The sequence below is a fragment of the Methylobacterium indicum genome (genome assembly GCF_001043895.1).
GTDB lineage: Bacteria > Pseudomonadota > Alphaproteobacteria > Rhizobiales > Beijerinckiaceae > Methylobacterium > Methylobacterium indicum.
Genome location: NZ_JTHF01000140.1, coordinates 1 through 23,384 on the forward strand (window position 1 = coordinate 1; position 23,384 = coordinate 23,384).

Consider the following 23,384-nt stretch of genomic DNA (forward strand, 5'->3'; position numbering starts at 1 on the left):
CTCCCTGCCCGGCCGATGCCCCAGAGGTTCAGAGACGAGCGATGAGCGCCTCCGCTGCCCCCTCCCTCACCCAGCAGGTCACCGACGTCGCGGCCGGCGCCCCCCTCGTCGCGGCGCACTGGCTCGGCCGCAGCCTCGCCCCGGCCCTCGGCGACGGGGCGGTGCTGCTCGTCCACGCGGGCGGCGAGACCGCCCGGGTCGAGGCCCACCCGGATGCGGGGATCCTGGTGGCGGCGGGGGACGGCAAGCGCCTTCTCACCGGGGGCGATGACGGCCGGGTCGTCGCGGTGAAGGCCGACGGCACGACCGAGACGGTGGCGACCGCGCAAGGCGCGGCCTGGATCGACGCCCTGGCGCTGCATGCCGATGGCGGCTTCGCCTTCGCGGCGGGCAAGCGCGTCGTCGCCCGGGACGCCAAGGGCCGGGAAAAGACCTTCGAGGCGCCCTCGACCGCCCGCGGCCTCGCCTTCGCGCCCAAGGGCTACCGGCTCGCGGTGTCCCATTACGGCGGCGCGACCCTGTGGTACCCGAATCTCGACACGGCGCCGGAGCCCCTGACCTGGAAGGGCTCGCATATCGACGTCACCTGGTCGACGGACGGGCGGTTCGTCATCACCACCATGCAGGAGAACGCCCTGCACGGCTGGCGCCTCCAGCCCGACCGCGGCCACATGCGGATGAGCGGCTACCCCGCCAAGGTCCGCTCGTATGCTTGGTCCTCCGACGGCGACTGGCTGGCGACGAGCGGCGCCGACGCGGTGATCGTGTGGCCGTTCGATTCCAAGGAGGGCCCGACCGGCAAGGCGCCGCGGGAATGCGGGGTGCGCCCGGCCCGGGTCTCGCAGGTCGCCTTCCACCCCAAATCCCCGGTCCTGGCGGCGGGCTACGAGGATGGCTGCGTGCTGCTGATCCGCTTCACCGACGCCTCCGAGCTCCTGGTGCGCCCGGCGGTGCGGGGCAGCGCCGTGACGGCGCTGAGCTGGCACGCCGGGGGCGAGCACCTCGCCTTCGGCTGCGCCGACGGGCAGGCCGGCCTCCTGAACCTGCCCCGGTAGGGCAATGGGCCTCCTCGGCGCCTTCCGGCGGCGCTCCGGCCCGGACGCCGCCGCGCGGGCCCGGGTGGCGGATGCCGCGCGCCGGCTCGGCGGCTTCGGCCCGGAGGTGAGCGTGACGGTCAACGAGATCGTCTGCGCCGATCCGGCCTGCCCGGGCACCGAGACGGTGATCCTGGTGATGCGCGCAGGGGATCGCTCGCGGGCCTGCAAGGTGGGAAAGCCCCTGGAGGCGGTGACGGACGAGGACGTGGCGGCGGCGCTCCGGTCTTGAAGACGCACCGCACCGGGTGCTTCACACGGACGGGGGAAGCGTCCACATTCGGATTCATGGGATATCCGGATACCCCGGGTGTCGATCCGCGACGAGGCCAGCAGCCGACGCATGAAGACCCGGCGCCGAAAGCCGCTGTTGCCGCAGCGTCAAGAAAGCGATAGTCCTTTACCCAGCCTGATTCCGAATAGGCCGGCCTGGGGAACGCGCGTGTACGCGATCTGCTTTGATCTCGACACCGAGACACTGAAGAATCAGTATCACAATTCGTCCTGGCAGAATGGCTACCAGGACATCGCCCGCGTGCTGGAACGGCACGGTTTCGACCGGCAGCAGGGTAGCGTCTATTTCGGAAACGAGAAGGTCGACCCGGTTCGCTGCGTGCTGGCGGTCCAGGAGGTCGCGCGGGAATGCCCCTGGTTCCGGGCGGCGGTGGTAGACGTCCGCATGCTGCGGATCGAAGAGAACAACGACCTGCTGCCCGCCCTCCAGCCGCCCGGCTGAGGCACGCCCGCCTCAGTGTTGCCCGCCATCTACAGCGAGGGACCGCCCTCTCGACTAGGAGGGGAGAACGGCGCCCGTCGGGCCGCCAGCCGGAATTGCCGCCATGCCGCGCGCGACGTCGCACACCACCGATCCCGCCGTCGATGCGGCGGCACTGCTGCGGCGCCTCGCCTTCTTCAACCTGACCGTGGTGGTCCCGGTCACCGCCCTGGTGTCCCGGCGCACGGTGGTGATCCTGGCGCCCATCGGCATCGCGCTCCTGATCATCGCCGCCCTCCTCGACGGGGCCCAACGCCCCCTCGGAGCCGGTCTGGCCCGCCTCGGCGGCGCACGGGCGATCCTGGCCGGCGGCCTGCTGCTGGGCTGGTGCGCCCTGTCGCTGGTCTGGACGCCGTTTCCCGGCCCGGCGAGCGAGCGCCTGCTCAACCTCGCCGCCACCGTGGGTCTGACGGTGGCGGGCTACCTCGCGCTGCCGGACCGGATGCGCTCGGCCAACCTCTACCTCCTGCCGCTCGGCGTCGGCGCGGCGGCGATCGGGGCGATCCTGCTGGGGCTGTCCAGCGGCACCGCCGTGCGGAGCGCCCTCGAGGACGACGGCGCCCTCGAACGCGGCGCGATGCTGCTCGCCCTGCTGGTCTGGCCCGCCGCCGCCTGGCTGCGCTCGCGCCGGCGCGACATGCAGGCCCTCGGCCTCGCCGTGGCGACGGCGGTGGCCCTGGTGCTCGCCCCCGGGCCGGTGCCGCTGCTCGCCCTGGCCGTCGGTGCGGCCGCCTTCGCCCTCTCGGCCTGGCGCCAGGGGCTCGGGGTGCGGGTCACCGCGGGCGTGGCCGCCGGCCTCGTGGCGCTGGCGCCGCTGCTGCCGTTCCTGCTGCGGCCGCTGCTCACCCCGTTACTCGGCCCGCTCCACCCGACGATCCTGTCGCTGAAGGCCTGGCAGCGGGTGGTGACGACCGAGCCGCTGCGCCTGATCACCGGCCACGGCCTGGAGACGGCGTTGCGCGGCAAGGTGATCGGCATGCTGCCGATCAACGCCCCGGCCTCGCTGCTGTTCGAGATCTGGTACGAGCTCGGCATCGTCGGCGCCTTCGCGGCGGCCTTCGTGCTGTGGACCGGCATCCGCCATTCCGGCCGCGAGCACCCGGTGCTGACCCCCGGCGCGATGGCGACGGCCGCGACCGCCTTCGCCTCCGCCTGCCTCGGCATCGGCACGACCGCGAGCTGGTGGTTCACCAGCGTCACGGTGGTTGTGCTGGTGTTCATCGCCGTGGAGCGGGGCCAGTTCCGCACCAGCAGGCCGAAGGCGAGTGCCCTGCCGCCGCGCAGCGCGGCTTGACCCCGGAAAATGCCCGCCGCGCAGCGCGGCGTAGTCTCGAAATGCCGCCGCGCAGCGCGGCTTGACCCCAAAATGCCGCCGCGCAGCGCGGCTTGACCCCAAAAATGCCGCCGCGCAGCGCGGCGTGGCCTCAACGCCGTAGGTCACAGGGCTGGGAGAGGCCCGTGATCCGGTCGGCGAGCCAGGCGCGGGCGGCATCGAGGGTCGGGAAGGCCGGCGGGCGCGGCTCGTCGGCAATCCGCCCGAATCCGGCCTCCAGGAACCAGTGCCGGCCGACCCCCAGCTCCTCGTGCAGGTCCGGGTCGAGCAGTGTCAGAACGCCGATGAGGTGTCCGTCGCGATAGGCCAGGCGGCCCTCGCTGTCTGTGCTGCCGGTGTCGATGCGGACGGGATCGAGGGTGATGCGGCTGGCCATGTCGGGGATCGCGATGACGACCGGATCGCCGGTCCATCCTCGCCGATAGGGGAGGAGGCCGGCCGCCGGCAACCGTCTTGCCGTTATACTACCCTAGGGCATATTCGGGGTTGAGAGGTGCGGTTCCCTCTCTCGAAAAGGCTGACGCACCAAGGGTTTGCGCCGTCGCAAGGGCGCGATTTAACGGAGCGCGTCCTAGAGCGTCAGAGCTAGGCCCATCGGGCCCGTCACGCCTCCGCCGCCGCCTCGATCGCCGCCATGTCGTCGTCCGACAGGCCGACATGATGGCCGATCTCGTGGACCAGGACGTGGGTGACGAGATGGCCCAGGGTTTCGTCGTGCTCGGCCCAGTAATCGAGGAGGGGCCGGCGGTAGAGCCAGACCATGTTGGGAAACTGCCCGGTGGCGAGGGTCAGGGCGCCGCCGCCTTGGGCGAGGCCGGTACCGCGAAACAGGCCGAGGAGGTCGAACTCGGTCTCGCAGCCCATCTCCTCCAGGGTCTCGTCGTCGGGAAAATCCTCGACGCGGATCACCACGCCCTCGCACAGGGCGCGGAACGCCTCCGGGAGGCGCGCGAACGCGTCCTCGGCCAGGGCCTCGAAGGCAGCGAGGTCGGGGGCCTTGCACCCGCTCCAGTCGGTCTCGGACATCGGATCTCCGGACGAGGGCATCACCACCACTGCAATTGCCGGCCGAGCAGGAAGGCCAGCCCGACGAGCGCCACGGCACCGAGCCCGCGGCCGATGCGCCGGCCCCAGACCTCCACCGGGTCGTGGGCATCCGGTCCGTGACCGTCCGGCCGGCTCACGCCGCGAGCGCCGGGGCGACCCGGTCGGTCAGGAAGCCGGCGAGGTCGTTGGTGATGTGGTCGATATGGGGCGCGCGCACCGCCTCCTGCTCGAAGCTCTCGCGGAACGGGTCGATGGTGCGGGGCACCACCAGCACCGTCGCCATGCCGAGGTCGTGCGGGACGACGAGGTTCTTGGCCATGTCCTCGAACAGGGCCGAGCGGGTCGGGTCGACCCCGTGGCGGTCGAGGAACTTCTCGTAGGCGCTACGCTCGGGCTTGGGCACGAAATCGGCCGCCGCGATGTCGAACACGTCCTCGAAATGATCGAGGATGCCGAGCTTTTTCGCCACGTTCTCGGCGTGCCGCCGCGAGCCGTTGGTGAGGATCAGCTTGCGGCCGGGCAGGCTCTCGATCGCCACGCCGAGCCCCGGATCGAGCGCGATGCTCGAATGGTCGATGTCGTGGGCGAAGTCGAGGAAATCGTAGGGGTCGATCTTCCACTCGGCCATCAGCGCACGCAACGTCGTGCCGTAGCGATGATAGAAGTATTTCTGCAGCGCCCGCGCCGAGATCCCGTCGAGCCCGAACAGGTTCATCACGTAGAGCGTGATGCGCTCGTCGACCTGCGGCCAGACGCGGGCGTCGTGGGGATAGAGGGTGTTGTCGAGGTCGAACACCCAGGTGTCGACCCCGGAGAAGCCGCGGGCCGCGGGGGCGGTGAGGTGGCTCTCGCCTGGCAGGAGCAAGGGACGATCCGGCGGAGGGGGCCCCACGGCCCCGGGCACCCAAGATAAGCGAGGCGGGGCGGAAGGGAAGTCGAAAGAAAGGTCTCACGGGTCGGGCGGCCGTGGGGTCGGCCGCCCGGTCTCAAGCTGGCGGGCGGGAGGTCAGGACCGGCGGATCAGCGTGCCGGCGCCGTAATCGGTGAACAGCTCGAGCAGCACCGCGTGCGGCACCTTGCCGTCGAGGATGACCACCGCCTCGACGCCCTGCTCCAGGGCGTAGATGCAGGTCTCGATCTTCGGGATCATGCCGGCCGTGATGGTCCCGTCGGCGATGAGCCGGCGGCAATCCTCGATCGACAGCTCCGGGATCAGCTTCTTGTTCTTGTCGAGCACGCCCGGCACGTCGGTGAGGAGCAGAAGGCGCTTGGCCCGCATCGCCCCGGCGATCGCCCCCGCGAAGGTGTCGGCGTTGACGTTGTAGGTCTGGTTGTCGGCGCCCACCGCCACCGGGGCGAGGACCGGGATCAGCTCGGCCTTCAGCACCGCGTCGAGCACCGTGCGGTCGACATGCTCGGGCTCGCCGACGAGGCCGAGATCGATGTGGCGCTCGATGTGCGAATCGGGATCGGTCACCGTGCGGGCGGCGCGGCGCGCCCGCACCATGTTGCCGTCCTTGCCGCACAGGCCGATCGCCTTGCCGCCCTCGGCCGAGATCCAGCCGACGATCTGCTTGTTGATCGAGCCGGCCAAGACCATCTCGACCACCTCGACGGTGGCCTCGTCGGTGACGCGCAGGCCCTCGCGGAACTCGGACTTGATGCCGAGCCGGTCGAGCATGCGGCCGATCTGCGGCCCGCCGCCATGGACCACCACGGGCTTCAGGCCCGACTGCTCGAGGAGCACGATGTCCTCGGCGAAGTCCTCCGCGGCGGCGCGGTCGCCCATGGCGTGGCCGCCATACTTGATGACCACGACCTCCTCGTCGTAGCGCTGCATGTGCGGCAGCGCCTGCACCAGCACCTCGGCCCGCACATGGACGTTGGGCAGCTGGACGTCGGGCTGCTTGTCCGCTCCGGAATCGCTCATCGTGGCGGGTTTCCTCTCGCAAGGTCGGGCCGCGGTACCGTCGCGGCGCGCGGTCGGCGCGGGGTTCTACGCATCATCGCGCGGCCTGTCACACCGAAAACGCGCGAGCGACGGCCCCGGGGCGACGACCGCGCCCCGCGTCGGACCGTCGGTGTCGGGCCGGGGTTCTGGCGACGCTGCGCGACGGTGGGATGACGGCCGCTTTCGCTGCGTCCGACCCGCTCCGTTTTACCAGGAATTTACTATGATCGGCACAATCTGGGGACGGTTCCACGGATGCCGACGATGCGCCCCGCCGATCTCCTCCTGCCGCGTCCCGCCCTCACCAATCCCGCCCTGCTCGCCGCCACGGTGACCTCGCTGAGCGACCGCGCCGCGAGCCGCCAGGACCTCTGGCGCCTGCTGACCGACAGCTACACGGTCGACCTCGACGCCGTGGCGGCGGTGCTGCCGCGCCAGGAGCCGGAGCCGGCCTGGCTGCCGGCCAAGCGGTGAGCGCTCAGCCCACCACCCGCAGCACATCCCCCTTCCGCACCTCGCCGCCGACGACCACCTCGGCATAGATCCCGCAATCGGCGTGGCCGAGGGTCTTCTGCAGGGCCTCCGGGATCGCGAGGTCGCGTGCGCCCGTGACGGGATCGACGTTGGTCGCGGCGCAGCGCACGATACGCTTCGTCACCTTCAGCCGCAGGCCCCCCTCGGTCACGAGTTCCGACCCGACGAGGTCGAGCTCGGCGAAGGCTGGCAACCCGGTGACGTGCAGGTTGCCGCGGAAGCGCAGGGGATCGACCGGCGCCCCGACCATGTCCTCGACCGCCGCGACGCTCGCCAGGTTGATGAGCGAGACGTAGCCGCTGCGCGAATCGGTGAAGCGGTAGCCGTCCGGCGCCGCCAGCACCTTCGGCGGGCCGCGCAGCTCCTTGGGCAGGTAGCGGCGGAAGAATGCCTCGATGGCGAGCCGCCCCTCGCGCGTCGCGAGGTCGCCCCGCACTGCCTCCCGGTCGCCCTCGTGGATGGTGAGCACGCCGCTCGCATCGTCGAACCGCGTCGTCAGCCGGGCCAGGTCCTCGTTGCGCATCAGCATGAGGTACTTGATCTTCGGCTGATGCACCGGCGAAGCCGGGTCGAAGCCGCTCGGGCCGTTCTCGACCGCGAAGAGCCGGTCGCCCGGAAAGTAGCCGCCGGCCGTAAGCGCCGCCGTCGTCAGGGGCTCGGGCGAGAGACCCTTCACCGGGTAGCGATGGAGGGCGGTGACGGTCAGGGCGGGGCTGCTCATGCCCCATGCCTATCCGGATTTGCCGCAGCTGGGAATCGGACCCGGATGGCGCCCGTCGAGGCATCCGCGCACCGCATGTCTCGTGACCGTGAAATCGAGAGCGCGCCCCTTGTGTTACCGATATGTCACACCACATGGGGAGAGCCGGCAGCTTCCTGGAAGGGCCGGCGCCCGGCGCGCGACGACCGCGCGAGGGCGAACCCTTCGGTCCCACCGATGCCTCGTCACGAGGGCGGGAGGATCGGCCAAGGAGGAGCGCATTCATGAACTTCGAAAAGTACACCGAACGGGCGCGGGGCTTCGTGCAATCGGCGCAGTCGCTGGCCCTGCGCGAGGGCCATCCGCAGCTGGCGCCCGCCCATGTTCTCAAGGTGCTGCTCGACGATCCCGAGGGCCTGTGCGCGGGCCTGATCGACCGGGCCGGCGGCCAGTCGCGCGTGGCGCTGGCCCAGACCGAGGCGTGGCTCGCCAAGCAGCCGAAGGTCTCGGGCGGCGCCTCGCAGCCGCAGGCGACCCGCGAGCTGATGCGCCTGTTCGACACCGCGGAAAAGGCCGCCGAGAAGGCGGGCGATTCCTACGTCACCGTGGAGCGCCTGCTGCTTGCGCTCGCGGTCGAGAAGGACACGGATGCGGGCAAGATCCTGGCTCAGGCCGGCGTCACCGCGGCCTCGCTCAATGGCGCCATCAACGCGCTGCGCAAGGGCCGCACCGCCGACAACGCGACGGCCGAGAACGCCTACGACGCCCTGAAGAAATATGCCCGCGACCTCACCGAGGCGGCCCGCGACGGCAAGCTCGACCCGGTGATCGGCCGCGACGAGGAGATCCGCCGCACCATCCAGGTTTTGTCGCGGCGCACCAAGAACAACCCGGTCCTCATCGGCGAGCCCGGCGTCGGCAAGACCGCCATCGTCGAGGGGCTGGCGCTCCGCATCGTCAACGGCGACGTGCCGGAGAGCCTGCGCGACAAGCAGCTGCTCGCCCTCGACATGGGCGCGCTGATCGCCGGCGCGAAGTATCGCGGCGAGTTCGAGGAGCGGCTGAAAGGGGTACTCTCCGAGGTCACGGCCGCGGAGGGCCAGATCATCCTGTTCATCGACGAGATGCACACGCTCGTCGGCGCCGGCAAGGCGGACGGGGCGATGGACGCCTCGAACCTCCTCAAGCCCGCGCTCGCCCGCGGCGAATTGCACTGCGTCGGCGCGACCACGCTCGACGAGTACCGCAAGCACGTCGAGAAGGACGCGGCGCTCGCTCGCCGCTTCCAGCCGGTCTTCGTCTCGGAGCCGACCGTCGAGGACACGGTGTCGATCCTGCGCGGCATCAAGGAGAAGTACGAGCAGCACCACAAGGTCCGGATCCAGGATTCGGCGCTCGTGGCGGCCGCGACCCTGTCGAACCGCTACATCACCGACCGCTTCCTGCCCGACAAGGCGATCGACCTCGTCGACGAGGCGGCCTCGCGCCTGCGCATGCAGGTCGATTCGAAGCCGGAGGAACTCGACAACATCGATCGTGAGATCGTGCGGCTGAAGATCGAGGGCGAGGCCCTGAAGAAGGAGACCGATTCCGCCTCCCGCGACCGTCTGCAGCGGCTGGAGAAGGAACTCGGCGACCTCGAGGAGCAGTCGGCCTCGATCACCGCGCGCTGGAAGGCCGAGAAGGACAAGCTCGGCCGGGCAGCCGAGCTGAAGACGAAGCTCGACGCGGCGCGCAACGACCTCGCGGCGGCGCAGCGCCAGGGCCAGTACCAGAAGGCGGGCGAACTCGCCTATGGCATCATCCCGGGCCTCGAGCGGGAACTCGCCGAGATCGAGGCGCGCGGCGCGGATGGGTCCCGCGGCAACGGTTCGGGGATGATGGAGGAGGCGGTGACGCCGAGCCACATCGCCGGCGTGGTGTCGCGCTGGACCGGCGTGCCGGTCGACAAGATGCTGGAGGGCGAGCGCGAGAAGCTGCTCGGGATGGAGGCGGCGCTGGGTAAACGCGTCGTCGGCCAGCACGAGGCGGTGATCGCGGTCTCCACCGCGGTGCGGCGCGCCCGCGCCGGCCTTCAGGACCCGCACCGGCCGATCGGCTCGTTCATGTTCCTCGGCCCCACCGGCGTCGGCAAGACCGAGCTGACCAAGGCGCTGGCCGGCTTCCTGTTCGACGACGACACGGCGCTCGTGCGCATCGACATGTCGGAATACATGGAGAAGCACGCGGTGGCCCGCCTGATCGGCGCGCCTCCGGGCTATGTCGGCTACGAGGAGGGCGGGGCGCTGACCGAGGCCGTGCGGCGCCGGCCCTACCAGGTCGTGCTGTTCGACGAGGTCGAGAAGGCGCATCCGGACGTGTTCAACGTCCTCTTGCAGGTTCTCGACGACGGCCGGCTCACCGACGGGCAGGGGCGGACGGTCGACTTCCGCAACACGCTGATCGTCATGACGTCGAATCTCGGCTCCGAGTATCTGGTCAACCAGCCGGAGGGCCAGGATACCGACGTGGTGCGCGACGACGTGATGAACGTGGTCCGCTCGCACTTCCGCCCCGAGTTCCTGAACCGGGTCGACGAGATCATCCTCTTTCACCGCCTGCAGCGGCAGGAGATGGGGGCGATCGTCGACATCCAGCTCGGGCGCCTCGCGAAGCTCCTGGAGGATCGCAAGATCACCCTCGACATCGAGCCCGACGCCCGCGCCTGGCTCGCCGACAAGGGCTACGACTCGGCCTACGGTGCGCGCCCGCTGAAGCGCGTGATCCAGAAGGCGGTGCAGGATCCCCTCGCCGAGCAGATTCTGGCCGGCCGCGTCCATGACGGCGAGACCGTGCCGGTGCGCCTCGGCCCCGCCGGCCTGTTCATCGGCGACCAGTCGGTCTCTCCCGACGAGCGTCGGCCGGCGCGTGCCCTGCTGAACTGACGGAGCCTGCTGGGGCCCGCTTCCTTCGGGAGGCGGGCCCCTTCGCCGTCGCAACGGCCCGAGGCCGCCGCTCCGGGCCCTCGGACGAGGATCTTGACCGACGGCCCGTGCCGTTACGGATCGCGTAGCGGCCCGGCACCCAATCGATGACCGACCGCTCGCTCGTCAGGCGCGCGGGACCGTCACTTCCTCAGCGGCACGCCCTTGGTGGTGAAGCGCTGGCCGCCGCCCGCCGGGCGCACCGGCCGCTGCGGGCCCCGACCCTTGCCCGTGCCCAAGCCCGTCCCCGGCGGCTGCGAGAACGGCACCAGCTGGTCCGGACGCGGCCCGATGAGGTCGGCGCGGCCCATCTCGCGCAGAGCCTCGCGCAGCAGGGGCCAGTTCTCGGGGTCGTGGTAGCGCAGGAACGCCTTGTGGAGACGGCGCTGGCGCAGGCCCTTGATCGCCTCGACGGGCTCGCTGCCGCCGCGTCGCACGCCTTTCAGCGTGTTGACCTCGGTGTGGTACATCGCCGTGGCGGTCGCCATCGGCGAGGGCAGGAAGGTCTGCACCTGGTCGGCCCGGTAGTCGTTCTTCTTGAGCCACAGCGCGAGCTGCAGCATGTCCTCGTCGGTCGTGCCGGGATGCGCCGCGATGAAGTACGGGATCAGGTAGTACTTCTTGCCCGCCTGCTTGGCCGCCTCGTCGAACATCTCCTTGAAGCGGTCGTAGGTGCCGATCCCCGGCTTCATCATCAGGTCGAGGGGGCCGCGCTCGGTGTGCTCGGGCGCGATCTTCAGGCGGCCGCCGACGTGGTGGGTGACGAGTTCCTTGACGTATTCGGGGCTGCGGACCGCGAGGTCGTAGCGCACGCCGGACGCGACCATCACCTTCTTGACGCCCTTCACCTCGCGGACCTTGCGGTAGAGGCGGATCAGGTCGTCGTGCGAGGTGTTCAGGTTCGGACAGATGTCCGGGAAGACGCAGGAGGGCAGCCGGCACGCCGCCTCGATCTTCGGGTCCTTGCAGGCCATCCGGTACATGTTGGCGGTCGGCCCGCCGACATCCGAGATCACGCCGGTGAAGCCCGGGGTCTTGTCGCGGATCCGCTCGATCTCGCGCAGGATCGAGCCCTCGGAGCGGTTCTGGATGACGCGGCCCTCGTGCTCGGTGATCGAGCAGAAGGTGCAGCCGCCGAAGCAGCCGCGCATGATCGTCACCGAGAACTTGATCATGTCCCAGGCGGGAATCTTGGCGTCGCCGTAGGACGGGTGGGGGGCCCGCGCGTAGGGCAGGTCGTAGACCGAATCCATCTCCTCGCTGGTGAGCGGGATCGGCGGCGGGTTCAGCCACAGGTCGCGGTCGCCGTGGCGCTGGACGAGGGGGCGGGCATTGCCCGGATTGGCCTCCCGGTGCAGCACGCGGGAGGCGCGGGCATACGCTTCCTTGTCGTCCTTGACGACGTCGTAGGCCGGGAGCCGGATCACCGTCTCGCCGGCCTTGCGGGCGGCGGCCTCGTCGGCGGAATCGAGGTCGTCGGCGGGCAGCTCGGTGTAGTGCTCGGGCACGCGCCGGAACAGGGCGACGCCGCGCACCGACTCGAGCTCGTGCGGCGCCTCGCCGGCGGCCAGGCGGTTCGCCACCTCCACCACGGCGCGCTCGGCGTTGCCGTAGAGGAGCAGGTCGGCCTTGGCGTCCGCCAGGATCGAGCGGCGCACCTTGTCGGACCAGTAATCGTAGTGGGCGATCCGGCGCAGCGAGGCCTCGATGCCGCCGAGGATGATCGGCACGTCCTTGTAGGCCTCGCGGCAGCGCTGCGTGTACACGATGGTGCAGCGGTCCGGTCGCTTCCCGCCCTCGCCGCCGGCCGTGTAGGCGTCGTCGTGGCGCAGGCGGCGGTCCGCCGTGTAGCGGTTCACCATCGAATCGAGGTTGCCGCCGGTCACGCCGAAGAACAGCCGCGGCCGGCCGAGCGCCTTGAACGGCTCGGCCGACTGCCAGTCGGGCTGGGCGATGATGCCGACCCGGAACCCCTGGGCCTCGAGCAGCCGGCCGATGATGGCCATGCCGAAGCTCGGATGGTCGACATAGGCATCGCCGGTCACGAGCACGATGTCGCAGGCGTCCCAGCCGAGCGCCGTCATCTCGGCGCGGCTCATCGGCAGGAACGGGGCGGCCTTGCCGGCGGGCGGCGACTTGCAGGCCAGGGCCGCCACAGGGGCCACGGATCGTTCGACGGAAGCTTGGAGGTCCATGGGCGCCTGCATAATCCTCCGGGATCGCAAGATCAACGAAGGCTCCATCAACACAGGGATCGAAACCGGACATGGATCACCGGGCATGGATCCGGCCGAGCTTGCGTTGGGGAGAGCGGCGCCGCGCGGGGCGGTTCCGCACCTCCCGACAGGCGGGCCGGCACCGGCCGGCGAGCGGGTCTCCGGACGATCGATCCCCGCCGGCCGGCCGGTCCACGCAATGCCGACCCGGGAATTAACGGCATAGTCAGGTGAGACTGCGACAATCACTGTCGAATGAATGTGGAACCGGGGCGGTTCATGCCGAGGGCGTGGCGTAAAACTTGGGTCGAAGGCCGATCCTGGGGTAAGGGCGAGTTATACGAGACGCTTTGCCTGCTGATCATCGGGGCCGGCTGCTACCTGATCGGCAGCGTGCTCGGCATCTTCGAGGTCGCGATCGCCTTCTCCCTGCGCCACGGCCTGCTCGATCTCGTCATGCTGGCAGGGTGTATGGGTGTGGCGCTGTCCGGGGCGATCATCCGCAAGTCGCTGACGCTGCGCCGCACGATGCTGGAACGCGACGCCGCCGCGACGCAGGCCGAGGCGATCGCCCGCCACGACGCCCTGACGGGCCTGACCAACCGGCGCCACTTCGTCGAGGCGGTGGAGAGCGCCCGCCGGCGGATGGGCGAGGGCGAGAGGGCGGCGGTGTTCCTGATCGACCTCGACCGCTTCAAGCCGGTCAACGACCTCTACGGCCACGCCGCCGGCAACGCGGTCCTGTGCAGCGTCGCCGATCGCCTCGGGGCCCTGCTGCCGGCCGGCGGCATGGCCGCGCGGCTGGGCGGCGACGAGTTCGCCCTGCTGGCGCCCTTCACGGGCAGCATCGAGAACATCAAGCGGCTGGCCCAGCAAGTGATCGCGAGCCTCACGGCGCCGATCGCCTGGAACGACGGCGAGGTGAAGATCGGCGCGACCGTCGGCATCGCCCTCGTCACCGCCGAGCACGACGCCGACGCGCTGCTGCACGCGGCCGACCTCGCGATGTACCAGGGCAAGCGCGAGGGCCGCGGCACCTTCCGGGTGTTCGAGGACGCGATGGATACCGAGCTGCGCGAGCGGGCCGCCCTCGAGGCGGAGCTGCGCGAGGCGGTGGAGAACGGCGAGATCGAGCCGTTCTACCAGCCGGTCGTCGCGCTGCCGGGCCGGGACTGCGTCGGCTTCGAGGTGCTGGCGCGCTGGCGTCATCCGACCCGCGGCCTGCTCGGGCCCGACCAGTTCATCGCGATCGCCGAGGAGACCGGCCTGATCGCCGACCTCAGCTACCGGCTGCTGCAGCAGGCCTGCCGGGATGCCGTCTCCTGGCCTCCGCACCTGCAGCTCGCCGTCAACATCGCCCCCCAGCAATTCCAGGACCGCGGCCTGGCGCAGCGGATCCTCGGCATCCTGGCCGAGACCGGGTTCTCCCCGAGCCGCCTCGAGGTCGAGATCACCGAGAGCGCCCTGGTGCAGGACCTGGAGGCGGCGCGCACCACCCTGACGTCGCTCCAGAACCTCGGCGTGCGCATCGCGCTGGACGATTTCGGGACCGGCTATTCCAGCCTCTACCACCTCCGCGAGCTGAAGTTCGACAAGCTCAAGATCGACCGGTCCTACGTCGACACCATCACCCTGAGCGAGGAACGCGCCAAGCTCGTGGACGCCATCATCAGCCTGGGCCGCAGCCTGGGCCTGGTGACGACGGCGGAGGGCATCGAGACGGATGCCAGCGTCGACTGGCTCTCCGGCCAGGGCTGCGACTTCGGCCAGGGCTACCTGTTCGGCAAGCCGATGCCGAAACCGGAGATCGACGCCCTGCTCGCGGCGGCCCCGGCCGCGCGGGTCGCCATCCCGGCCCTCGCCGGCCCGGCCGAACCAATCCCGGCTCATCCGGCTCGGGCAAGCTTTGCCGAGGCAAACCCTGCGCCGGCAAGCCCCGCGCCGGCAAGCCCCGCCAAGACCCGCGCCCCGTCGATCCCCGACCACGCGATCATCCGGTACGGCCGGGTGAGGGCGGCCTGACCGCACGAGGACGACATCGGGGACGGCCGCCGAGGACGATGCGCGATCCGGGGATCACGTCCGATCTCGTCTGGGCGCCTGTTTGATTGCGAGAGTGGATCCAAAACCCTCCATCGTCATCCTGGGGCCGCGCAGCGGAACCCAGGATGACGAGGTGAAGCGGCAATGTCGGCACCAGGACGACTTAAGCAATCAGTCAAACAGGCTCTCATCTAATTTCTGCTTGATCGGCCCAAACATTAAAGGCCCATTTCCCCTCTCCCGTGTGGGGGAGGGGTCGGGGCGAACGAAGATCGCGCGAGGGTGCTTCGGCTCTGAGTAAAGCTCAGGCCTTCGTGCTGGCGGCGGCACGGTCGAGTTCCATTCGGAAGCGTGTCACCCTCACCCCTAACCCCTCTCCCACGCGGGAGAGGGGATCCCGCGCTTTATTTGTTTCGGAACGGATCGAGCGGAACCCGTATCGGAGACTGTTTGACCTGATCGACAGTGTTCACATCGTCCTCGTCATCACTCCCATCGAGCCGATCGAACGGCCTCGGACTCGCGATCCCGCACCCCGAACCGGGCGAAGCGCCGGGCCAGCACCGGCAGGACCGAGAGGTTCAGGAGCGTCGAGCTCGCCAGCCCGCCGAGGATCACGATCGCCATCGGTCCCTCGATCTCGCGGCCCGGTTCGCCGGCGCCCAGCGCCAGGGGCAGGAGGCCGAGGCCGGTGACGAGAGACGTCATCAGGATCGGCACCAGGCGGTCGGCGGCGCCCTCGATCGCCGTCGCGGCGCTCCAGGGCCGATCCTCCACGAGCACGAGGTGCTCGTAGTGGGCGACCATCATGATGGTGTTGCGCAGCGAGATGCCGAACAGCGTGACGAAGCCCACGATGACGCCGAGGGAGACGAGGCCGCCGGTCGCGGCCACCGCCAGCACGCCGCCGACGAAGGCGAAGGGCAGGTTGACGAGGATCAGCCCGAGATTGGCGGCGGACCCGGTGACGACCGCGAGCAGGAGCAGGATCCCGAACCCGGCAAGGCCCGTATAGAGCGCGAGGTCGCGGCGGGCCTGCGCCTGCGCCTCCGCCGCCCCGCCGATGCCGACATAGACGCCGGGCGGCAGCGTCACCTCCCGGGCGATCTTGCGCTTCACCGCCTCGGTGAACGAGGCGACGTCCCGGCCCTCGACATTCGCCGTCACAACCCGAACCCGTTGGGCGCCGTGATGCGCGATCGCGTAGCGCCCCACGGTCTCGTAGACGTCCGCGACCTGCGACAGGCGGATGGTGCTGCCCCCGGGCGTGCGCAGCGGCAGGTCGCCGAGGCCGGAGAGCCGCGAGCGGGCCGCGGGATCGAGGACGACCACGACGTTGAACACCGCGTTGCCCTCGTAGGACTGGCCGACCGTGTCGCCCTGGAAGGCGGTCCGGGCGAGCTCCAGCACCTCGATCGCATCGAGGCCCCAGTGGCGCAGGTCGGCGGGGCGCAGCGATACGGTGACCTGCGGCAGGCCCGCCGGCGACCGGAGCTGGATGCCGACGGCGCCCCGTACCTCCGCGAGTTCGCGGGCGACGTCCCGGGCCGTGGCGTCGATCCGGTCGAGGTCGGCCCCGTAGACGCTGACCACCACCGGGGCGGTGAAGCCCGACACGACCTCCTCGATGCGCTCGGTGAGGAAGGTCTTGAGCGAGAAGGTCGCGCCGGGCGTGGCCGCCATCAGCGCGCGGATCCCGGCCTCGGCCCGCTCCTGGGCCTCGCCGTCGAGGTCCGGGGCGAGGTCGACGTGGATCTCGCTCTCGTGCGTGCCGCCGAGATCGTAGCCGGCCTCGGCCCGGCCGACCTGCTGGGCGACGGCCCGCACGCCGGGGATCGCCTTGAGGCCCGCCGTGACGTGGCCGCCGAGGCGCAGGGTCTCCTGCAGCGAAGTGCCGGGAGCGGTCGCCATGTGCAGGATGAAGTGCCCCTCCTTCAGGTCCGGCAGGAAGGCGCCGCCGAAGGAGGAGATCGGCACGGCACCGACGAGGACGGCGAGGAGCCCCGCCGCGCCGACGAGGAGAGGGTGCCGCACCAGGCGTTCGAGGAGCCGGACATAGACGCCGCGCACCGCCCGGGTCACCGGCGGCTCCCGGGCGGGCAGCGTCCTGCGCCCTGCGAGCAGCAGGCGCGCGAGGGCCGGCGTGACCGTGAGCGCCACGACGAGCGACGCCAGGACCGCCAGGATGTAGGCCAGCGCCAGGGGACCGAACAGGCGGCCGGGCACGCCGGAGAGCGCCAGCACCGGCAGGAAGACCAGCAGAACCGCGACGGTCGCGTAGGCGACCGCGACCCGGACCTCCAGGATGGCCTCAAACACCACCCGGGCTTCCGGCCGCGGGGCGGCGAGGCGCCGGTTCTCCCGCAGGCGGCGCATCGCGTTCTCGACGCCGATCACCGCATCGTCGACCACCTCGCCGATCGCGATGGCGAGCCCGCCGAGCGTCATGGTGTTGAGGCTGAACCCGAACGCCCCGAGCACCAGGACCGCGCCGATGAGCGAGAGCGGGATCGCCGTCGCGCTGATCAGCGCGGTGCGCCAGTCGAACAGGAAGACCACCAGGACCACGACCACGAGGGCACCGCCGAGCGCCAGGGCCTGCAGGACGTGGCCGGTGGCCTGCGCGACGAAGCCGGCGGGGCGGAACAGGTCGGTGCGCAGGACGATCCCGTCCTTGGCGAGGCCCGGCTGGAGCTCGGCGAGCGCCGCCTCGACCCCGGCCGCGACCTCGACCGTGTTGGCGCCGACCTGCGCGCCGATCATCATCAGGACGCCGGGCTGCCCGTCGACGAGCGCGGCGCTGATCGCCGGCTCCGGGCCGGCGACGACGTCGGCGACGTCGCCGAGCACCACGCTCGCGCCGCCCTCGTTGATCAGCACCGTGCGGGCGACCGCCGCCGGGGTCACCGCCTGCCCCTCGGTCTGGAGGGTGATGCGCTGGTTCGCCGTGTCGACGAAGCCGGCCCCGCGCACGCCGGTCGCCTTGCGGCCGGCGGCGAGCACGTCGGCGAGGCCGATGCGGAACCGGACGAGGTCCTGCGGCCGGACCTGGATGCGGATCGACCGGACGTCGCCGCCATAGACCAGCACCTCGCCGACCCCCGGTGCCGCGAGGAGGCGCAGGCGCACCCGCCAGTCCGCGACCGTCCGCAGGTCCATGAGCGAGCGCGTCGGCGAGGTCAGGCCGACGAGCAGGATCGCGCTCGTCGAGGAGGTGAGGGCGGTCATCGTCGGCGAGGCGACCCCCTGCGGCAGTCGGCCGGCGAGCCCGGCGAGCCGCTCGCCGACGAGCTGGCGCGCCCGGTAGATGTCGGTCCCCGAGCGGAAGGTCGCGGTCACCACCGAGACGCCCTGGATCGAGTTCGACCGCAGGCTCGCGAGGCCGGGCAGGCCGTTGACGACGCCCTCGACGGCCTGGGTGACCAGCACCTCGACCTGTTCCGGGTTGAGGCCGGGCGCCTCGGTCTGCACCGTGACGGCGGGCGGGGCGAATTCCGGGAAGACGTCGTACTTGGCCGACGTCAGGGCGACGAGGCCGTAGACGACGAGCGCGAGCGCGAGGGCGACGACGAGGCCCGGGCGGCGCACGGACAGTCGCACCAGCGCCGCCTGCAGGCCGGAGGGGGGCGGCCGGTCGGCCGGCCGCGGATCGGTGTCGGTCGGGGTCACGTCGAGGCGTCCTGCGCGCTCAGTCGTCGTCGGCGTCGCCGGAGGCCTGGACCTGGCCCTTCAGCTCCTCGGTCAGCAAGGCCTGCGGCCCGGTCACGACGACCTCCGCCGCCTCGCCGAGGTCGTCGACCACGGAGCGGTCGGCGGAGATCGCCGCGTCCGGCTTGAGGGGGTGCCGGGCGAACGTGTCGGGGCCGACGGCGCGGTAGATCCAGGCACGCCCCTGCCAGTGGACCACGGCGCTCTCCGGCACGGCGATCCCGACGGCCTCCTGCGGCGAGGTCAGGAAGGCCTGCACGCTCATGCCGGGCAGGAGGCCGCTGTCGCCGGCCGCGAGGTAGAAGTAGCTGAGGCCCTGGATGCGCTGGTCGGCCCGCGTCGCCGGCGAGACGAGACGCAGGGTCATGCGGTCGCTCTGCGGCGGCACCTCGGCGGCGGCCGTGGCCGGGGGCGGCTTCATGGCCTCGCCCGAGGGCAGCGTCACCTGCACCAGAAGGTCCGCCCGCTCGATCAGGCGGGTGACGAGGGACGACCGCTCGACGATCCCCCGGCCGAGCACCGATCCCCATTCCTGCTGGGCGGTGGCGGCGAGGGTCCGCACCTGCGATTCTGCCGCCGCCACCGCCGCCTCGTCGGTCGCGGCCGTGCCCTCGACCGTCTCGCGCTGGGCCCCGGACACCACCGTCGCCCCGAGGCTCCTCGCCCGGCGCAGGGCCCCCGCCGAGACCTCGGCCCGCGCCCGGGCGGTCCGCAGGGCGGCGACCGCCCCGGCATAGCTGTTGGCGAGGTCGGTGATGCGGGCCGGATCGAGGACGCTGGCATAGGCCAGGATCTCGATCCTGTGCGGCTGGGCCGCGAGGCGGGCGGTGACGACGCCGATGCGGGCGCGTTCCTTTTCCGTCAGCCGCACGGCGACGCGGCCGCCCTCCGACGAGACGCGCGCCGGCCCCTGGCTCCGGGCCGGCGCGAGCGCGCCAACGCCCAAGCACACGGCCAGCATCCCGGACAGCACCGCCCGCCGCATCGTCGCGCCTCCCCCGTCACGGCTCCGCTTCTAAGCAGACTCGCGTCGGCAGGCCAACGCTTCGCCCGCTTGGGCTCTTGCCGTGTCGCAGATTTTCGGCGCCGAACCGGTAGCCACTTCGGCGAAATCTGCTGAGCGCGGATTGCCGCCCGGAGCACGGGGTCGCGTCAGCGGTCTGGTTCGGGCCGGGCCCCCGATCGCTCGACCCACGCATCCAGCAGGAGATGCGGCAGGGTCAGGGCGGCGAGGAGCTGGAGCGTCAGGGCGAGCAGCCGCCCGGCACCCGGCGCCTGCGGGTAGGTCGGCCAGAGCAGGAGGCCGATGAGCAGCGTGAGCGCGAAGACCGGCAGCGCCAGCACGACCGCCCGCCCCATCCCGTCGACCGAGGGAGCCCGGGCGGGATCGTCGGCGAGCGCCCGCATGTGGCGCGGCGCGTGCAGGCAGACGAAGTAGAGCCCGAACGCGCTGAGCGGCGGCAGGACCAGGAAGGCGAGGGCGAGGGCCGCGAGTTCCGCGAGGAGCCGGGGCGCCGGCCGGGCCGCCAGCAGCCAGACGAGCGCGAGGCCGAGCCAGGCCTGGGCGAGCAGCACCCACCAGGCCGGCAGCACCGGCATCGCGGTCCCGGTCACGACCGCGAAGACGCGGGCGGTGGCGTCGGGCCGGAGGAGCGCCGGGAGCGCGATCGGCAACCCGCCGCGCACCAGGGCCTCGACCGGACGGCCGGGCCCGGCATCCTCCCGGCCGAAATGCAGGACCGACAGGGCGAGGAAGCCCGCCAGGGTCGCCTCGGGGGCGAGCCGCCACGCGGCCAGCACCGCGGCGGTGAGCGCGAGGTAGGGCGCGGCGAAGACCGGGAACCAGGCCCGGCCGAAGCGCGGGCGCAGCAAGGGTTTCGCGACCTCGCCGTCGAGGGCGCCGTGCGGAACCCCGAGGCCGATGACCAGGATCAGGACGGCGAGCCAGCCCGTCTCCCGCGGCAGCAGGGCGGTCGCGGCGAGGAGGAGAGCGGCGCCGGGGAGCAGGCAGGATGCCGCCCCCCGCAGGGTGACGCGACGGAGAACCGGCGGCGGGATCCGCGGCGCATCGGCGCCGGCCGCCGCCGGGATCGGGGAGGGCCGGCGCATCGCGGGCGCCTACTCGGCCGCCGCGACGTGGGGGCGCACCGGCGCCGCCTTGCCCCGGGTGAGATCCTTGCCCTCGGCGAGGTCGCGGTCGACGCGCTTGGCGGTGTGGACGGTGGCCATCAGGCCGTAGACGACCTTCGCCACCAGATCGAGCACCGCGATGATGCCGAGGCCGAGCGCCGGGCCGAGCAGGCCGAGGCCGTCGTCGCCGAAGAGCAGCACGACCGGGTAGGCGAGCCAGATCACCGACAGGAACACGGCGTTGCGCATGAAGTCGGCCCGGGTGTCGTCGCGCTCGCTGGCGTTCTCCTCGCGCAGCTGAACGAAGATCCCGTAATACACCGCCAGGAAGGCGCCGCAGGAAATCGCGAACCAAGTCCATTTCAGCCACGCCAGCTGGCTCAGGCCGAAGACCAGGGCGGTGACGATCATGATCAGGTCGGAGCCGATCATCCCGCCGACGACCGCCCGGCGGCGCATGCCGCTGTGCATCGCGGTGTTGGCGAGGCCCAGCAGCAGCAGCGGCGTGGTGAACGACCAGTCGATGTAGCGCGCGAAGTAGAAGGCCCGGGTGGCGGTGCCGGCATCCGGCCCGGCCGGCAGGAGGATGCTGCCCTGGCCGGTCGCCATCGCGAAGTACGAGCAGGCGGCGATGATCGGCACCAGGCCATGGATGATGGTGTCGGCCTCCTCGGCCGGGGTGCGGCGCTTGCCGATGAACAGGATCAGGGCGGCGCCGACGCTCATGCCGGCGAAGCCGACCCAGAGCCAGAATTGCGGTGACATCAGATCGTCCGTTGCTCGAAAAGCCAGACCCATCGCGACGGTCCCGAACGGACAGCAGCAAGGCGGCACGGCAACACGGCCTCGACCAAGGAGTTCCGCACGGTGAGGCGGCAAATCTGACGCAGTTCCCAAGTTTATTTGCGATCAAGCCGCAGGATAATCTAAAAACACAATTATTGTTTCTCTTATGTTTCTGCTCAAAAAATCCGTTATGTCGCTGGATTTTCAGACAATCGAGGAGATGGACGTTCCTCGCCCACGGCATTCGAATATGGCAGGTGTTCCCCGGATCGCCACCTATGTCTCGTACGGAGTACAAGTATAAGCCCCGATCACGGGCCGGCCGGCCACCGCGCGTCGTACCGGCTCGGGCGCCGGAGGATCGCTGCGCCGGGTCGGGCAGCGGGCGCGCGATCGAGGGCGCCGTTTCGATCTCGTCGGGGAAGGACGTTGCCCATCGACGACGTCGGGGCTTTCCGGAAAATCCGAGGCGGCTCGGCGAGTCGGACTGGACAGACGACCGGCGCCGCCCTCAACAGAACGGGGCGGCCCCGCCATGCGAAGGTGCCGCGGGAGGCCGATCATCATGCGCAGGGCGACGATTCACGGTGCGGCTCTTGTCTGCCTGCTGCTGCCGCTTCCGGCGGCGGCGCAGACCGCGACGAACCTCACCGCCCTGAAGGGGCTCGCCGCGGTGAGCGTGCTGCCGCGGACCGAGGCGGGGCGGGCGGCGCTCGCCGCGAACCTGCGGGTGACCGGCGACATCCAGTCCGGCGCCGGCCAGCAACCCTACCTGCTGCCCTTCGACGAGCAGCGGCAGCTCGCCCTGCGCGACTGCTTCATCACCGACGGCAACGCCACCGAGCTCGCCGACGGCCTCGGCAGCCGGCTCGGCGCGATCTACCAGGAGCGGGCGCGCTACACCGATTACAAGACGTTCGGCAACGTGACGCAATCGGTCGCCGACCTGATCGGCTACACCAACAACATCACCAAGTCCGACTCGAACTCGGGCAAATACTTCTTCGCGAACGCCACCACCGACGGCAAGGCGCCGGTCACGGAGGCGGCCGCGGCGATCCTCAAGACGCAGGGCGGCGTCACGGACGTGTTCGGCAAGGCCTACGACCGGCCAGCCGGCGCCAAGGGGGCCGACGCCTACGGCAATTCCCGCCCGTTCCAGACCCTGGCGCGGCTCACCGCCTATCGCGGCGCCGACTATTTCGGGCAGGGCTCGCACAGCCTCGACTGGCTGCACGGGCCGAGCCAGAACCTGACCGACAGCCCGTCCTATCCCAGCGGCCACACCACCTACGGCTACACCGAGTCCCTGGTGCTCGCGCTCCTCGTCCCCGAGCGCTACCAGCAGATGATCGTGCGGGCGGCCGAGTACGGCAACGACCGCATCGTCGTCGGTGCCCACTACGCCATGGACGTGCTCGGCGGACGCACGGTGGCGCTGCACGCGGTCGCCCACCTGCTCGCCAACGATCCGGCCTATGTCGGCCAGATCCGCCGCAACCCGGCGGTGATCGGCGAGATGAGCCGGGCCACCAACGACGCGGTCGCGATCACCGATTACCGGGCCGCCCTGGAGACGGCCCGCACCGACCTCACCCGGATCTTGAAGGACGCCTGCGGCGACGCGCTGGCGACCTGCGCGGCGACCGATACCGGCCGCTTCCGCGATGCCACCGCCAACGCCGCCTTCTACGACACCACCCAGACCTACGGCCTGCCGGTGGTCCATGCCGAAACCGCCAACACGGTCGAGGACGTGGGCAAGCTCGCCCCCGAGGCCGGCTATCTCCTGACCGCGGCCTTCCCGTCCCTGACCCTCGCGGAGGCGAACGCCATCCTGACCGAGACGCAGGGACCGGGCGGCGGCTTCCTGGACGACGGCTCGGCCTTCGGGGTCTATTCGCGGCTCAATCTCTACGCAGCGGCCGGCAAGGCCTCGGAGCTGGCGCGCGAGAGGCGAGGGGGGCGCTGAGCGCCCGATCCGCCGGGATGCATCAGGGTCGGCGCGGCGGACGGGAGACCGTCCGCCGGTCCGCCTCGACCCGGCCCGACCGCTCCGGCGCTGGAGCCGGCTCGATGATGTTTGGTGGGGGAACCAGGCTTC

The 23,384-nt window shown here is 71.1% G+C and carries 19 protein-coding genes; 8 read left to right on the plus strand and 11 right to left on the minus strand.

The window, feature by feature from the left end:
- Positions 1 to 41: 41 nt before the first annotated feature.
- The 4 genes from QR78_RS17295 (at position 42) to QR78_RS17310 (ending at position 3,163) form a co-directional block, all read left to right on the plus strand.
- Positions 42 to 1,055 (plus strand): WD40 repeat domain-containing protein, encoded by a 1,014-nt coding sequence (locus QR78_RS17295; RefSeq protein ID WP_048428795.1) that lies wholly within the window; start codon positions 42 to 44, stop codon positions 1,053 to 1,055.
- A 4-nt stretch (positions 1,056 to 1,059) separates the two neighbouring features.
- Positions 1,060 to 1,326 carry a hypothetical protein gene (locus tag QR78_RS17300; protein WP_048428796.1) on the plus strand — a complete coding sequence of 89 codons (267 nt, stop codon included), beginning with the start codon at positions 1,060 to 1,062 and terminating at the stop codon, positions 1,324 to 1,326.
- Between the two features lie 78 nt (positions 1,327 to 1,404).
- Positions 1,405 to 1,830: a hypothetical protein gene (locus QR78_RS17305; protein ID WP_244276352.1), complete on the plus strand. Its 426-nt coding sequence runs from the start codon at positions 1,405 to 1,407 to the stop codon at positions 1,828 to 1,830.
- Positions 1,831 to 1,933: 103 nt separating this feature from the next.
- Positions 1,934 to 3,163, plus strand: a complete 1,230-nt coding sequence (locus QR78_RS17310; protein WP_048428798.1) for a hypothetical protein — start codon at positions 1,934 to 1,936, stop codon at positions 3,161 to 3,163.
- Positions 3,164 to 3,293: 130 nt separating this feature from the next.
- Here QR78_RS17310 and QR78_RS17315 read toward each other — a convergent pair whose 3' ends face one another.
- The 5 genes from QR78_RS17315 to argB all read right to left on the minus strand — a co-directional run bounded on the left by QR78_RS17315 (position 3,294) and on the right by argB (position 6,179).
- Positions 3,294 to 3,578, minus strand: coding sequence for a hypothetical protein (locus tag QR78_RS17315; RefSeq protein ID WP_048428826.1), 285 nt, complete (start codon positions 3,576 to 3,578; stop codon positions 3,294 to 3,296).
- 227 nt (positions 3,579 to 3,805) lie between these two features.
- Positions 3,806 to 4,228, minus strand: a complete 423-nt coding sequence (locus tag QR78_RS17320; RefSeq protein WP_048428799.1) for a metallopeptidase family protein — start codon at positions 4,226 to 4,228, stop codon at positions 3,806 to 3,808.
- Between the two features lie 20 nt (positions 4,229 to 4,248).
- Positions 4,249 to 4,386, minus strand: a complete 138-nt coding sequence (locus QR78_RS35540) for a hypothetical protein (protein ID WP_165602101.1) — start codon at positions 4,384 to 4,386, stop codon at positions 4,249 to 4,251.
- On the minus strand, positions 4,383 to 5,114 hold the full coding sequence (locus tag QR78_RS17325; protein ID WP_048428800.1) for a pyrimidine 5'-nucleotidase: 732 nt from the start codon (positions 5,112 to 5,114) through the stop codon (positions 4,383 to 4,385). Before QR78_RS17325 ends, QR78_RS35540 begins: the two co-directional genes overlap by 4 nt.
- 141 nt (positions 5,115 to 5,255) lie before the next feature.
- A complete protein-coding gene (gene argB, locus QR78_RS17330; protein WP_048428801.1) occupies positions 5,256 to 6,179 on the minus strand; it encodes an acetylglutamate kinase in 924 nt (307 codons plus the stop codon).
- Positions 6,180 to 6,464: 285 nt separating this feature from the next.
- Between argB and QR78_RS17335 the strand changes: the two genes are divergently transcribed.
- Positions 6,465 to 6,674 (plus strand): hypothetical protein, encoded by a 210-nt coding sequence (locus QR78_RS17335; protein ID WP_048428827.1) that lies wholly within the window; start codon positions 6,465 to 6,467, stop codon positions 6,672 to 6,674.
- A gap of 4 nt (positions 6,675 to 6,678) precedes the next feature.
- Here the strand turns inward: QR78_RS17335 and QR78_RS17340 are convergent, their stop codons facing one another.
- Positions 6,679 to 7,455 carry an MOSC domain-containing protein gene (locus QR78_RS17340; protein ID WP_048428802.1) on the minus strand — a complete coding sequence of 259 codons (777 nt, stop codon included), beginning with the start codon at positions 7,453 to 7,455 and terminating at the stop codon, positions 6,679 to 6,681.
- A 263-nt stretch (positions 7,456 to 7,718) separates the two neighbouring features.
- Here QR78_RS17340 and clpB point away from each other — a divergent pair, with 263 nt between their 5' ends.
- Positions 7,719 to 10,358, plus strand: coding sequence for an ATP-dependent chaperone ClpB (gene clpB, locus QR78_RS17345; protein WP_048428803.1), 2,640 nt, complete (start codon positions 7,719 to 7,721; stop codon positions 10,356 to 10,358).
- Positions 10,359 to 10,540: 182 nt separating this feature from the next.
- Here the strand turns inward: clpB and QR78_RS17350 are convergent, their stop codons facing one another.
- Positions 10,541 to 12,592 (minus strand): YgiQ family radical SAM protein, encoded by a 2,052-nt coding sequence (locus tag QR78_RS17350; protein WP_048428828.1) that lies wholly within the window; start codon positions 12,590 to 12,592, stop codon positions 10,541 to 10,543.
- A gap of 300 nt (positions 12,593 to 12,892) precedes the next feature.
- On the opposite strand from QR78_RS17350, the gene QR78_RS17355 reads away from it, so the two are divergent.
- On the plus strand, positions 12,893 to 14,635 hold the full coding sequence (locus QR78_RS17355; RefSeq protein WP_082171656.1) for a putative bifunctional diguanylate cyclase/phosphodiesterase: 1,743 nt from the start codon (positions 12,893 to 12,895) through the stop codon (positions 14,633 to 14,635).
- A gap of 507 nt (positions 14,636 to 15,142) precedes the next feature.
- Here the strand turns inward: QR78_RS17355 and QR78_RS17360 are convergent.
- From QR78_RS17360 to QR78_RS17375, 4 genes are all read right to left on the minus strand, one after another.
- Positions 15,143 to 18,325, minus strand: coding sequence for an efflux RND transporter permease subunit (locus QR78_RS17360; protein ID WP_048428804.1), 3,183 nt, complete (start codon positions 18,323 to 18,325; stop codon positions 15,143 to 15,145).
- Positions 18,326 to 18,344: 19 nt separating this feature from the next.
- On the minus strand, positions 18,345 to 19,325 hold the full coding sequence (locus QR78_RS17365; protein WP_244276356.1) for an efflux RND transporter periplasmic adaptor subunit: 981 nt from the start codon (positions 19,323 to 19,325) through the stop codon (positions 18,345 to 18,347).
- Between the two features lie 191 nt (positions 19,326 to 19,516).
- Positions 19,517 to 20,473: a Brp/Blh family beta-carotene 15,15'-dioxygenase gene (locus QR78_RS17370; RefSeq protein WP_082171655.1), complete on the minus strand. Its 957-nt coding sequence runs from the start codon at positions 20,471 to 20,473 to the stop codon at positions 19,517 to 19,519.
- Between the two features lie 9 nt (positions 20,474 to 20,482).
- The gene (locus QR78_RS17375; protein ID WP_048428806.1) at positions 20,483 to 21,259 is read right to left on the minus strand and encodes a bacteriorhodopsin; all 777 of its coding nucleotides are present in this window, start codon (positions 21,257 to 21,259) and stop codon (positions 20,483 to 20,485) included.
- Positions 21,260 to 21,845: 586 nt separating this feature from the next.
- On the opposite strand from QR78_RS17375, the gene QR78_RS17380 reads away from it, so the two are divergent.
- The gene (locus QR78_RS17380; protein WP_048428807.1) at positions 21,846 to 23,252 is read left to right on the plus strand and encodes a phosphatase PAP2 family protein; all 1,407 of its coding nucleotides are present in this window, start codon (positions 21,846 to 21,848) and stop codon (positions 23,250 to 23,252) included.
- The last annotated feature ends 132 nt before the right edge of the window (positions 23,253 to 23,384 follow it).